The organism is Sporosarcina sp. OR05 (genome assembly GCF_041414805.1).
Classification (GTDB): domain Bacteria; phylum Bacillota; class Bacilli; order Bacillales_A; family Planococcaceae; genus Sporosarcina; species Sporosarcina saromensis.
Genome location: NZ_JANKJL010000005.1, coordinates 126,504 through 140,188 on the forward strand (window position 1 = coordinate 126,504; position 13,685 = coordinate 140,188).

Annotated in this window: 11 protein-coding genes and 1 riboswitch; of the genes, 3 read left to right on the forward strand and 8 right to left on the reverse strand. The window is 40.0% G+C overall.

Going from position 1 to position 13,685, the window contains the following annotated elements; translation table 11 throughout:
* Positions 1-49: 49 nt before the first annotated feature.
* From NRI27_RS10240 to NRI27_RS10270, 7 genes are all read right to left on the reverse strand, one after another.
* On the reverse strand, positions 50-1,873 hold the full coding sequence (locus NRI27_RS10240) for a sulfatase family protein (protein ID WP_371390593.1): 1,824 nt from the start codon (positions 1,871-1,873) through the stop codon (positions 50-52).
* A 167-nt stretch (positions 1,874-2,040) separates the two neighbouring features.
* Entirely contained in the window at positions 2,041-3,339 is a 1,299-nt protein-coding gene (locus NRI27_RS10245; protein ID WP_371390654.1) for an EAL domain-containing protein, read from the reverse strand.
* Positions 3,308-4,597 carry a diguanylate cyclase domain-containing protein gene (locus tag NRI27_RS10250; protein ID WP_371390595.1) on the reverse strand — a complete coding sequence of 430 codons (1,290 nt, stop codon included), beginning with the start codon at positions 4,595-4,597 and terminating at the stop codon, positions 3,308-3,310. Before NRI27_RS10250 ends, NRI27_RS10245 begins: the two co-directional genes overlap by 32 nt.
* A 353-nt stretch (positions 4,598-4,950) precedes the next feature.
* Positions 4,951-6,468 (reverse strand): osmoprotectant update ABC transporter permease/substrate-binding subunit OpuFB, encoded by a 1,518-nt coding sequence (gene opuFB / locus NRI27_RS10255; RefSeq protein ID WP_371390596.1) that lies wholly within the window; start codon positions 6,466-6,468, stop codon positions 4,951-4,953.
* Positions 6,468-7,412 (reverse strand): ABC transporter ATP-binding protein, encoded by a 945-nt coding sequence (locus NRI27_RS10260; protein WP_371390597.1) that lies wholly within the window; start codon positions 7,410-7,412, stop codon positions 6,468-6,470. The genes opuFB and NRI27_RS10260 overlap by 1 nt, the downstream gene beginning before the upstream one ends.
* 821 nt (positions 7,413-8,233) lie before the next feature.
* Positions 8,234-8,755 carry a cupin domain-containing protein gene (locus tag NRI27_RS10265; RefSeq protein ID WP_371390598.1) on the reverse strand — a complete coding sequence of 174 codons (522 nt, stop codon included), beginning with the start codon at positions 8,753-8,755 and terminating at the stop codon, positions 8,234-8,236.
* A 19-nt stretch (positions 8,756-8,774) separates the two neighbouring features.
* Complete coding sequence (locus NRI27_RS10270; protein ID WP_317945511.1) at positions 8,775-9,974, reverse strand: NupC/NupG family nucleoside CNT transporter; 1,200 nt, start codon at positions 9,972-9,974, stop codon at positions 8,775-8,777.
* A 150-nt stretch (positions 9,975-10,124) separates the two neighbouring features.
* A riboswitch (purine riboswitch) is annotated at positions 10,125-10,224 on the reverse strand.
* A gap of 195 nt (positions 10,225-10,419) precedes the next feature.
* Between NRI27_RS10270 and NRI27_RS10275 the strand changes: the two genes are divergently transcribed.
* Positions 10,420-10,875, forward strand: a complete 456-nt coding sequence (locus NRI27_RS10275) for a DIP1984 family protein (protein ID WP_371390599.1) — start codon at positions 10,420-10,422, stop codon at positions 10,873-10,875.
* A gap of 270 nt (positions 10,876-11,145) precedes the next feature.
* On the opposite strand, the gene NRI27_RS10280 is transcribed toward NRI27_RS10275, so the two are convergent.
* Complete coding sequence (locus NRI27_RS10280) at positions 11,146-11,772, reverse strand: nitroreductase family protein (protein ID WP_371390600.1); 627 nt, start codon at positions 11,770-11,772, stop codon at positions 11,146-11,148.
* Between the two features lie 128 nt (positions 11,773-11,900).
* Between NRI27_RS10280 and NRI27_RS10285 the strand changes: the two genes are divergently transcribed.
* On the forward strand, positions 11,901-12,236 hold the full coding sequence (locus NRI27_RS10285; protein WP_371390602.1) for a winged helix-turn-helix transcriptional regulator: 336 nt from the start codon (positions 11,901-11,903) through the stop codon (positions 12,234-12,236).
* A gap of 337 nt (positions 12,237-12,573) precedes the next feature.
* Positions 12,574-13,677 carry an endospore germination permease gene (locus NRI27_RS10290; protein ID WP_371390603.1) on the forward strand — a complete coding sequence of 368 codons (1,104 nt, stop codon included), beginning with the start codon at positions 12,574-12,576 and terminating at the stop codon, positions 13,675-13,677.
* The last annotated feature ends 8 nt before the right edge of the window (positions 13,678-13,685 follow it).

Genomic DNA, 13,685 nt, shown 5'->3' on the forward strand with positions numbered 1-13,685 from the left:
AGACCGTTTCTTTTTGACGGGATCATGCTTTTTATATTGGAATTCTTAATTAGTCATGACAACATGGACTGCCTTCTACACTGCAGTTGCATGACGGCATGCCGGGTACGTCACCGCTTGTAGGAGATAACCGTTTTTGACGGCATTGTTCTTGAAGTGCAGCAAGAAGAAGTGGTTGTAACACCAACGATTCAGGAGTTTGAAAGGCGGGATTGGCAAGATTCTTTTCTTCAAATGGGTCTCTCGTTAGGTTATACATTTCAAATTCATCAGGCAGCGGACACCGTTTTGTCGTTGTCACACAGACTGCACTTTCTGTCTTTGTTCCTGATTGAACAGGCGAACTTTGTACAGTTACAGTATCTTCACAGCCGGGATTACTCCAAAATTGTGGATTATCGTAGTACCTTGAAAACTTCCATATCTCGTCTGCCTTATCCTTACCAGTAGGCAATCGCGTAATGATGGCTTCGATATGATTAGGTTGAATGACTGCTTCGTAGGGTTGCCCTGAAACTGTAACTTGGTTCAGTCCTTTTGTGACGTCATCATCTGTCATGAAGTATAGGGGTTCATTTGCACGAAAGAATTCTTCCTCACCTCGTAATAGAGGAGATAGATCCCTTCCAACGAAAGGGTGTACTTCAGTGAAACTAGAACGCAATTGCTTTTGGACTTCTTCTGCATGAATGCCCGCAAGTCCTAACATTGTCGGTAACACATCGACATGACTCGTCAGCATATCGGTGGTTTTCCGTTGGTTGAACAACTGTGGAGAATGGATGATGAACGGGACATGAATGGATTCTTCATATGTGTTGTACCATTTCTGAAAGAGGCCACCATGCGTGCCTAATAATTCTCCATGATCGGACAAAAATAGTACAATCGTGTTTTCGTAGAACGAAGATCTCCGCAATGCATTAAAAACTTTCAACATTTCTTGGTCGACTTGCTTTTGAAGTGAATAATACAATTGGCGATAAAATAATGTATCGCGTAAAGGTTGGAATGCTTGTTGGTAAACAATACGGTAGCTCGCTTGGGCTGATGGTTTTGTGTCAAGAGATTCTGTAGCTGTTGGAGCAGGGGGGATAAAAGGGACGGAAGGATCGACGGTAAACTTAAATAACGGACTTTGTTCGGTAAATGCACCAAACAACGCAATGTCGTGTGGATTTACAAATGAAGACATGATGAACCATGGTGATGCATCAGACGCATCTTCGTGCGATTGTTTTTCTAGTGACTGGATAAGTTGAACAGTTTCTGCTGCATAGACAACATCCCGACCGCTTAGACCGATTGCAGCTGAGGATGCGGAGTTGCGCGGAGCAGATCCATGTGGTTCAGGCCCGACCCACCCGTCGAAACCGTATGCGCCTAAGCGATTCGCTTGAAGATAGTAGTTGACGTTCTCTTTATCGGGCAACCCTGTTGACGTGTAGCTAGGCAAAGAGTTTTTTGTACCGGGAATAAGAATATCTTCTTCTGAAGCATGCCATTTACCTTTCCAAAATGTTTGATAGCCTGCTGCCTTGAAATAGTCTCCCATTGTCGGCACACTGTTTTGATCCAACCAAAACATGTCAGGGTCAAAACTTGTTTTTGCAGCTCCACTCGTTTGTGATACACCGTGAAGAGAAGGATATTGTCCCGTGTAAAGGGTCGTCCGGCTCGGTGAACAAGCTGAACTACCAGCATAATGATTCAGAAATTCCATTCCATTACGAAGCAGTAGCCGTTCAGTTCGTAAATTCTCTCTTCTCCATCTCTTTAGTTCGTTGTTGTCATAGGCAGAAGGAAACCTTTGTTGGTCCACCATCAATATGAGAAAATTGGGCTTGCTTTTTCTATTCGTGTTCTTGTCCATTTCTTAACCTCCTGTTGAAAATCTGTATAGTTGGTGTACGCTATGTTAATTTGTAAACCCTTATTGTAACGTATGGAAAAATTGATGAAGTGACTGGAGGTAATACCTACTTATCAATGAAATGAAAAAGAACACTCTGCCTGTCAGCGAGAGTGTTCAATCTAGCGTTACATCGATACTTTGGATGGCGATGCAGCGCTCATCTTTTTACGTCTTCCATTAAAGAACGTCTGCATTTGATCAAATACGAACGGATGATTTGGAAGCGAGTTTGACTTTTGGAGCATGACTTGCATTTTATTTAGAACACTAATACATTTATTGCGCTGGATTTCCGTCATGATGAACTGTACACCGTAATAGTGCAGGTCGTTATTGAAAGTATGATGCGCAATCGTTCCTCGAAGTGAGTGGATTTCATCCAAAATCTTTACATCAAATTGGAAGACAAAATCTACTTCTGTCGGCAACTTAATGTCTGATACGAATAACAATCCGCCAGCTCCGATATTTTTTACTAATATTGTCGCCTTACTTACTTCAACTTTTTTGCCGTTCATTTCCGATATTGTCATTTGGGCTTCTAAAGGATATGCAAAATCTAATCTGAAATATTTTCTATTTTCACGGCCTGAATGTTGGGTTTCTTCAGGTTTCCATTGCCGCTCCAATAATTTTTCTACGTTACTGCTTGTAACAGGTCTGCTGAATAGGAAGCCTTGTAAATAATCACAATGTAAGTCAATTAGGATATCCTTTTGTTCCTCTTTTTCAATACCTTCTGCAATAACAACAACGTCTAGCTCTTTGGCCATTTGCATGACTGAAGAGATAATGCTTTTTGAACCTTTATTCGTAAGCAGCTCTTTAATGAATAGTTGGTCAAGTTTAATTTTGTTCGGTTTAATCGCTTGCAGGTTACTTAACGAATTATACCCCGTTCCGAAATCATCAAGGGACAACGAGAAACCGTTTCTTTGTAATTCAATTAATCGTTGAAGTGTTTCTTCATCATCTAGCTTGTAGTTTTCTGTTATTTCAATATCAATCCACTTTGCATCCAAATCTGCTTCTTGAAGTTGTGAATGAATTGCCTGGAGAAAAGCAGGATTTTTCAATTGCTTGAGTGAAACATTAATCGAAGCTCTTACGAAGAATCCTTTATTGTGCCAACGAGCCAAATCACGAATCACTGTTTGTATCGTCCAAGCGCCAATCTCATCAATAAGTTCATAATGCTCTGCTAAGTATATGAACTCATTGGGCGTTATGTAACCATGCTCGGGATGTTCCCACCGGATGAGGGCTTCCACACATTCGATGAGATTTGTATTTGTATGATAAATCGGTTGATAAAACACTTTAAATTGGTCTCTCTTAAGCGCGAATTGTAAGTCATTGCGTAACGCATATAGCTTATGTAACGCATTGAGATCAGCTGTCGAAGAAATGCGATACTGTCCCAGTTTTGTCGGCTAAGAATAGCGCGGATTTTGCATTCATGATCAGTTCGTTCGTATTTTGTCCAGTATGAGGGAAGACGCTAATGCCAACTTTAGGCGTAAGGTAGAGACAATAGGTATTAAATTCAAAGGGACGTTTTAAAAATTGAATGATCTTTTCCGCTAGATCTGCTATGGAAGCAGGATTTGATAAGTTTTTAGTAAGAATGAAGAACCCATTTTCATTGGCCACTGATAGTAGTTCAATATGACGATTAAATTCGTTCTTTAAACGCACAGCAACTTCTTGGATAAATGTTTCACCAAGACGATGATCGACCACATTTGTTATAAACTCATGACCTTCAAGGTTAAGAGACAAAACGGCAAATGAAGTATTAAATGTAGTCGCGAGTTTAATCTCTAAATCGACGCGCTCTTCAAATGCTCTTCTGTTTGGAAGTCCTGTATTCGTATCGTGTGCCGACAAGTACTGAATTTTCGCTTGCTGTTTTTTATACTCCGTAATTTCCCGGCAGTTATAGAGGATACCGGCTACTTCCTCATTATGTAAGAAATTAGTAAACGTGACTTCGTAGTCATGCCAGTCTCCTTTATTGTCTACAAAAAGAAGTTCTAAAGTCGTTGGGCATTCCGGTTTTTGCAGGACATCCTTCAATACTTTTGCAAAGTCATTACGGTTATTTTCATGTATAAACTGAACGAATTCCTCCCCAATTACATGTTCTACTTCGTAACCAAGTAAATGTTGAGTGGATTGGCTTTCATACATAATGACACCCTCTTCGTCCAGCAATCCGATAATCTCTTTAGAATTACTGTTAAAAGGACTAATTTTATTGTATGAAATGAGAGGTGTAGCTTTAGGTACAGCGATTTGTTTCACTACACAACATACACCTTGAATCGTTTGATCGTCCGAGGTAATTGGAAAAAAAGATAAGTTCAATTGCATGACATCTGCGTAAACGAGTGAGAAATTTTCAGCAAGTTGGATGTGCCCGTTAAGAACTTGCTTAAACACATTTTCAAAACGATCAATATCATCATGATGAATAAAATCTTTAAAAGACTTACCGATTAAAGTGTGATAATCATAAGACGGATTTGCTTTTAATATTCCTTTGACGGAGTTGATCTCTCCACTTTCATTTATTTCTATGACTAGGGAATCGGAAGGTGCGCCGACTAACAAATCGACTATGCTGGCAGTACTTGATAAGTAGTTCGAATTCTTTTTCTTTAAAAAGTTCCTTAACATGACCTCTTACCTACTTCCTATTTCTGTATATTAATAAAGACTATATTAGTTGCTTTTTTAATAGTACATTAGTAATTGTTTTTTAAACAAGTACTTTTTTCTTATTTCGGGTTTAGAAGTAACAGATAAACAAGTACTTTTGGTGCAAGTTTATGGAATGGTAATAAAATTTTTGAAGTGGCTTATTTTACTGGATTACTTTGAAATTTTTGTTTGGATAAACTCTATCTATAATCGAGAAGGTGGGAAGGATACGGCAAACAACGATATCAATGCAAAAAACCGTATGAAACTGGCGTAGATTTCATACGGTTTACACGAGTATATTGTCAATTACTGATTAACGAATTCTATTATTTTAATAAACCTTTTGCATGGAGAAACTTTCGTGCTACTTCTTCCGCACTTGCCCCTTCGACGTTCACTTTGTAATTCATCTCTCTCATTTCATCATCTGTAACGACTCCAGCCAATTTGTTTAAGATGCCTTCCAACTCTGGATGCTGTTCGAGCGTATCTTTACGTAGAAGAGGGGCCCCTTGATAAGGCGGGAACAATTCTTTATCGTCTTCGAGGACGACCATTTCATATTCTTGTAATTCGCTATCCGTTGAATAGGCATCCATGACGTTGATAGCACCCGTTTCAATTGCTTGGTAGCGAAGTTTTGGTTCCATTGTTTGAATGGATGGAAAATCGAAACCGTACAATTTCTTAATGCCTCTGTAGCCATCTTCCCGGTCGTTGAACTCGAGCGTAAAGCCAGCTTTGACAGCATTTTGTACGGCTTGTAAGTCAGAAATGCTTGTTACGCCATACTGCTCATGGAATGCCTTGGAGACAGCGAGTGTATACGTATTGTTAAATTCCATGGGTTCTAGAAGGCGTAGATTGAATTGATCTTCCAACCCTGAACGTGCTTGTTCATAAACTTCCTTGCGATCATTGCTAACGGCCTCTTCTTTTAGAAATTCAGCGATTGCTGTTCCGGTAAATTCAGGGTAGATATCGATGCTTTTTGATTGCAATGCGTTAAAAACAAATGATGTCTTTCCGAGTCCAGGTTTTAATTCAACCGTTAAATCTGACTCCTCTTCAATAAGTAGTTTGTACATATTAATGAGAATTTCAGGTTCTGCGCCTAACTTTGCACCTATGACAAGGTGATTGTTTGATTTTCCTGAAAGTAACGGGAATAAAAGAATGAGCAAAGCAGCTGCGGAAAATGTAGCCACTGCAACAGCAACACGCTTAAAGGACATCCCTTCAAACTTCTTCAATAAAAAATCAAACGCAAGGGCTAGCAATGCAGCTGGAACTGCTCCTAGTACAATTAAGGATGTATTATTTCGGTCAATCCCTAGTAGTATCAGATCACCAAGCCCACCAGCCCCGATGAGTGCAGCAAGCGTCGTCGTTCCAACGATTAGCACCATCGACGTGCGGATACCCGCCATTATGACAGGTGATGCAAGTGGAAGCTCAACTTTTACTAAACGTTTCCACTGATTCATGCCCATTGCGGTGGCAGCTTCCTTCAAGGATGGGTCGACTTCTTTTATACCTGTGTATGTATTGCGCAAGATTGGCAGGAGTGCGTACGCCACAAGTGCAATAATTGCAGGGACTTTCCCGATTCCGAAAAGAGGGATTAATAAGCCGAGCAAAGCAAGTGATGGAATGGTTTGCAACACCGCGCTTGCCCCAATGACTGCTTCAGCGATTCGCTCTTTATGCGTCAAATAAATGCCAATCGGAATTGAAAGCAGTACCGCAAAAAAAAGCGCAATTAAGGAGATTTGAATGTGCTCAATGAAAGCCGTTAATAAGTCTTCTTTTCGATCCTGAAACACGGTAATTAGTGTATTCATCATAGGCCCACCTTTTCTTTAGCTTCTGTCGCTAAAAATTGGAGTACCGCTTCTCTAGTAAGTGTTCCGACGATTTGATTTCCTTGTTGAACGGCGACACGGTCAGAGGTGACCATTGAGTCCAACACTTCACTCCATGCAGCATCAATTGATAGATGCGGTAATTGTGTGCCCTCATTGGGGATAGATTCAAGGTGCTTGGCGATGTCAAAAGAAGGTGAGCTTCCACTTTCTATAAATTGTTGGACGAATGGCGTCGCAGGTGAATTGACAATTTCTTCAGGCGTTCCAATTTGCTCAATTCCACCCTCATTCAACACGCAAATACGGTCACCTAGCTTCAAGGCTTCTTGGATATCGTGTGTAACGAACACAATCGTTTTTTGAATCGTTTTCTGAAGATGGAGTAAATCTTCTTGAAACTTGGATCGACTAATCGGGTCAAGTGCACTAAATGGTTCATCCATCAAGATAATATCTGGATCTGCTGCAAGCGCTCGGATTACGCCAACTCTTTGTTGTTGCCCACCAGACAATTCACTCGGTTTGCGGTGCCTGTATGTTTCAGGCTCCAAACCAACCATTTCGAGCAATTCTCCTACACGTGCTTGAATTCGTTCTTTCTTCCATTGCTTTAACTCCGGCACAATTGCAATATTTTCCTCGATCGACATATGTGGAAATAGTGCAATCTGTTGGAGTACATAACCAATGCGCCATCGGAGTTCATGGATTGGATAGTCACTAATTTTTTTCCCATCGATCGTAATGAATCCTTCTGTCAACGGAATTAATCGATTAATCATTTTCAACGTCGTCGTTTTCCCACATCCACTCGGTCCAATTAAAACGAAAAACTCACCTCGCGAAATTTCTAAATTTAATGCGTCAACGACAAGTGTATTGCCATCATAAGACTTGGATACATTCTCAAAACGGATCACGCATTTTCTCCCCCTTATATGATACAAACTTACAGAAATCCTTAATGAAAGGAAATGTATGCTAGTAATCTTCTTTAGCCTAAATAACTAGGTGGAAAACCTCTTATCTTAAATTTAGATTGCTTCTTTTCTTGGATGAGAATAGGTTATGTTCCGAGTAAGGTAGTTTATGTTTATTATGACGTAGCGAGAGCGTTTCGATACGAGAGGGTAACGTTGCGATGCGAAGCGTTTATGTTGCGATGCGCAGGTTTTACGTTGTGATACGGCGTGAGCGTTGCGATACGAGAGGGTAGCGTTGTGATGCGAGGCGTTTATGTTGCGATGCGCAGGGTTTACGTTGTGATACGGCGTGAGCGTTGCGATACGAGAGGGTAACGTTGTGATACGAGACGTTTATGTTGCGATGCGCAGGTTTTACGTTGTGATACGAGGCGTTTATGTTGTGATGCGAAGGGTTTACGTTGTGATACGAGAGGGTAACGTTGTGATACGATGGGTTTACGTTGTGATGCAAAGGGTTTACGTTGTGATACGCCGCGAGCGTTGTGATACGAGAGGGTAACGTTGTGATGCGATGCGATGCGTTTATGTTGTGATGCAAAGGGTTTACGTTGTGATACGGCACGAGCGTTTTGATACGAGAGGGTAGCGTTGTGATGCGAGGCGTTTATGTTGTGATGCGAAGGGTTTACGTTGTGATACGCCTCGATCGTATCGATGCAAAGCATAAACGTCGTATTACGGGTTAACCAAAAAAAGTGTGCAAGCTCAACGTATTTTGAGTTTGCACACCGTAAGATAAAGATCCTATGTTTTATTCACTCAGGAAGCGTTTCGTAAGCTAATTTCATAATAATTTCTTCATGCTGAGGATATTTCGCTAACAGTTCAGCTTGTGTGAACAGTTCGAAGTCGGTGAATTCAAAGCCGGGGGATACCATGCAACCAACGAGGGAGCATGTGTCTTCTTCCATAACGGATGAACCGAAAATCGAGTTCTTTGGGACTAGTGCTTGTGGCACTTCGCCGTTCTCTAAGTCCATTCCGAGTTTAATTTCACTATAAGTGCCGTCTTCTTCAATTACATGAACGGTTAATGAACTGCCGGCATGATAGTACCATAGTTCATCCGATTTTAGTCGATGGAAGTGAGAGACGTTATCTGACGTCAAAAGGAAATAAATGCTCGTGTACAGTTTGCGTGTTCCTTCAAAATTGACCGATAACTCCTTGTCGGTTGTCTGTTCTTCCGATTTGAATGTGTTTTTATAAAAACCGCCTTCCGGGTGAGGAAGGAGTCCGAGTTTTTCTACCCAATATTGTGCAGTTCCATTTTTCAATTCGTAACACTCCTTTTCATTACCAAACAAATAATCCTACAATCATTGCTGTTAAACTCGAAACAAGTATACCACTTAGCAGCAACAGCCATGTATATTTTGCGATGAATTTAGCTTTCATGTCACCAAATAGGGACTGTACGCTACCTAAAATAATACCGATTGTCGCGAAATTACAGAACGATACGAGGAATGTTGTTGCTACTGCTTCTGTATGCGGATTAAAACCGGACAGTAATTCACTCAAATTTGTCATCGCAACAAATTCATTTAATACGATTTTCACACCCATCAACTGGCCGACTGCAAGGATTTGAGAAAACTCAACACCCATTAACAGACTAAGTGGTGAGAAGAGAATGCCGAAGATATTTTCAAGTGCAAGGTCATCGTGTAGTAACCCTAAGAAGCTGTTTGCAGCAGTTATTAATGACACAAAACCAATGAGCATGACCGCAATAATTAACGCAAGTCTTCCACCTGTCATCATACTCGTGGAAATCATATCGAAAAAGTTGCCGCGCTCTTCTTTCGCTGGCTTGTAAACAATATCCTCTTCTTTCGTTACTTTGTATGGATTAATTAACGAAGTAATGATTAGTGTCCCTAACGCATTTAAAGGAATGGCTGTTAAAACGTATTTAGGATCCAACAATTGCAAATAGCCACCGAGCATTCCCGCACTCACACAAGACATGCTAATCATCGCAATCGTTAAGAGCCGTTTGTCATCCATTTTGTTCAGTTGCTCGCGTGTTACTGCCAACGCTTCGTTATTCCCTAAAAACATCACTTGTACAGCATAAAAACTCTCAAAACGAGGCATTTTAGTAATTTTGGAAAAGACCCATCCAAAGCCGTTGATAATCATTGGCAAGATGCCGAAATACGTTAAAATGTCAAAGAACGTAACGACGAAAATGATCGGCATGAGCACATTCATGAAAAATGTAAACGTTGAGCCATCAAGCGGTGCAAAATCACCAAATACAAAATTGATGCCGGACATGGAACTGCTTATTAGCCAAAGAAAGAAATCTGAAACGAGCGTAATCACTTTGCCGCCGATAGAGGTCGACAACATGAACCAAGTCGTGATTGCCTGTAAGACAAGTAGAATGAGTATTGGTTTGAAAGCAATTTCCCGTTTGTTGAAAGATAGGAAATAGGCTAAACCAAGTACTACTAAAATTCCGATACTATTAATCAATACATACATTTACTTATTCTCCTTTATACAACTGTCTGTGAAATATTTGTTTGAAAATAATAAAAACCCAAGAAGAATTGCACACCAGTAATGAGTGAACAATGCTTCTTGGGTCGTCAAAAGGTCCTCCTATCACAAGTGGATAGGAAGTTAAACGCCAATTTGTATTGGTTCACTCATAGTCAATCCTTTACGGGGACCGGTAGAAACTTGCAAGCCATATTCTTGCGATTATATGAGTGGAATATTATTTTCGAAAAAAATCACTTTACGAGTATAACAACTATACGAGTGAATGAAAAGAGGAAATTTAAGAGAGCTAACTGGTTGGAAAATGAATTCTTTTGTAAAAAATGTAATCCTGTAGTATTGTAAAATAAATGAGAGAGTTTGCGAACTATTACTTTCTTAAAAAATAGCTGTAAAAATAGAGTTGAATAGAGGAGGAGCCCCTATGAAGCTAGCTGAAGCATTAATTGCACGTGCAGATTATCAAAAGAGAATTCAGCAATTGAAAAAGAGGATTAGTGTGAACGTGAAAACGCAGGAAGGGGAAGAGCCTGCAGAAAATCCAAATGCCTTGTTAACAGAGCTAAGTGAGATTATGAGTGAATTGACTGATCTTATTAAGCGGATTAATAAGACCAATTGTGCAATCCAATTTGATGAAAACCGGACACTTGCGGATGCGCTAACCGAACGTGATCAAATTTGGGAGAAACGCTTAATTCTCGCGAGGGTTGCGGAAGAAGCTTCTGTGCGGAATGATCGGTATAGCAGAACTGAAATTAAGATGATCAGTACGGTGGATGTCGCGACTATCCAAAAACAGGTCGATCAACTGTCGAAAGCTTTTCGTGAAATGGATTCGACCATCCAAGGGTTGAATTGGACAACTGATCTACAATAAAACGAAATGTAAACAATTTAGTCGGTAGCTGTTTTTAGCAAAGGTGAGTGCAAACCCGCCAACAGGGCAAGTTGGGTCAATGGTGGTATTGGGGCAATACCGAGCGGTTCAAAGCCGTTACAAATGACGCCCAGTACTGTAACATGTGTACAAATAGATTGTAATTGTAACGACCGTGTACTAATTTGCTGAAACAGTGAGGGTGGGTTCGGGGACTAAAAAAGGAACGTATGCATTCAATTGCACACGTTCCTTTTTGCCATTTCTACCTTACACAAACGTCGCAATCTTCTCCAAAGGTAACCGCGTGGAACCATAAGCAGGGGAAGCGGCCTTTCCTAAAGCGATGAGGACGAGTGGAACATACCGGTTGTCCAAATTAAACGCTTCTGCGAATTGGCCTTTATCGAATCCACCCATCGGAACTGTGTCGTAACCTTTCGCTTTTGCGATCAACATCAGTTGCATGGAGATGAGTCCTGCGTCGAATGCTGCGATGTTCAGTCTTGCGTCATATGGAGCGTTCGGATATAAAGCTTTCGCGTTATATGCGAGTCTCTCCATACTTTCTTTGTCCATATTGCCTGCCTCATAGTTAGATTGATAAATTTCATCGATATTGTGATAGGCTTCGGTATCACCAATCACTGCGATGATGGCAGAAGCTGTCTCCAATTGTTGTTGATTGAAACCGAAGCCTTTAATTTTCATTTTCGTCTCTTGGTCTTGGATAACGATGAAGCGCCATGGTTGGAGATTGCTTGAGGAAGGGGCTTGTGTGGCTTCCACCAACATCGCTTCGATTTCTTCTTTTGCAATTGTATAAGTTGGATCGTAATTACGTACGGATTTACGTTCGTGGATTACTTCGGAAAGTATTGCATATTTATCTGTCATCAATGAACACTCCTTGTTTGTAATGTACTTACTAATAGTAAGTACGATGATAAGGTTACTATTAGTAAGCTTGTTTGTCAACAATGAGTATGGTAAAGTGAAATTATTAAACGATTGGAGTTTTGATCATGAGAAATAGTGAAGAGTGTAATCCTACAACTTATCAGAATGACTGTGATTGCTTTCATGAAATGATTGAATTCATCGGGAAGAGATGGACAGGTATTATTGTCTATCGTTTATTAAACGGACCAAAACGGTATCACGAGCTTCTAGCAGATATTCAAGGAATTTCAGATCGCTTATTGACTGAGCGTTTGCGTGAATTGGAAACACGTGGTCTAATTATTAAAAATGTATCGGAGCCGGGTTCTAGGAAAGTCGAATATGAACTGACGGAAATTGGTAAAGAACTCGAAGGAATTATCAATGCTATCTTGAAATGGGTGCAAGCAAACGGCTGAATCAGCATAAAGGTCAATTAGAGCCGTACTGGAAAAGTGAAATCTATCTTAAAACCATTGCATCTTTAGGTGGTAGCATACTAAAAGCATAATTTGAAGAAATCATTGGTTCTAATTAAAACTTTAACGTTTTCTATATATAAAATAAGGATATGGGGAAAAGTGTCAGGTCTTTAAAGGCTTGACGCTTTTTTCATGAGGAAAAACGGATAAACAACTTCGTACAGCACACTCTAATTAGGAGATTACTCGAGCACTTATTCTATCCGTTCTAACTTATAAAATTCTCTGTTTTTGTCAAAGCTTTAGCTATATAAAAACGTAAGAGGGTTTTCCAGTGAATAAAATCGGATCTATTAGTGTGTTGCATGTCATATTCCTGTCCATGACAGTGATTGGTTTAAAGAACCACGTGACCATCATCCCGCCTTTGCTACAAGATGCTGGAAGGGATGGATGGATGACAGTTATTCTTGCTACGATTGTCATTTTTCCATGGATTTTTCTCTTAATGTATATTCATAAAAAATCAAAGCAAGAATCAATTATGGAATGGTTACTTGTGACCGTTGGTAAGCGTACGACGACATTTATCAGATATGTAACTGCTATTTTCTTGCTTATTTTAGCGGCATTTACATTAGCTGAAACATTGCAATGGATAACGGGAACTTTTTTACCGGAAACCCCGCTACTGCTTATGTTAATTATTTACACGATTCTTTGTATTTTACTCGCTTCAACAAACTTACAAACCATTGTAATTGTTAATGCTCTCGTCCTCTTTTGGGTAGTTGTCCTTGGTTTTTTTGTTGCGATTACAAATATACAAGTTAAGGATTATGAATTACTATTACCATTTCTTGAGCATGGCGTGTCGCCAATACTATTCGCACTTGTTTATCCTGCATCTGGTTTCATTGAGTTACTCTTACTGCTTTTTCTTCAACATAAAGTAAAAACCCCATTTAAGTGGTACCATTTTGCAATTATGCTCTTTATTCTGATGGGCTTGACGTTAGGACCACTTATTGGTGCGATTACTGAATTTGGCCCTGATGAAGCTGCCAAACAACGCTACCCGGCTTATGAAGAGTGGGGACTTGTATCCATTGGACGTTTTATCGAACATATCGATTTCTTATCAATTTATCAATGGCTGACAGGTGCTTTTGTTCGTGTTGGGTTTATTTTATATGTGGCGATTGACATGTTGAAGATGACAGGTGATCGACCGCGTATTTGGAAAGTGATTGCGCCACCTTTTTTCTTCATGTGCGCATTTTTATTTTTGATGAATGAACATACTTTTTTGAAGGTTAAAGGGGATTATTTGCTTCTCGCTACATTTTCGTTCCTGTTCTTACTCTCATTGATATTAGCAGTTATTGCGACCATTTCGAGTAAATCATTGAAGAACCGTCAAACCAAACTTAAATAGAAAATGGT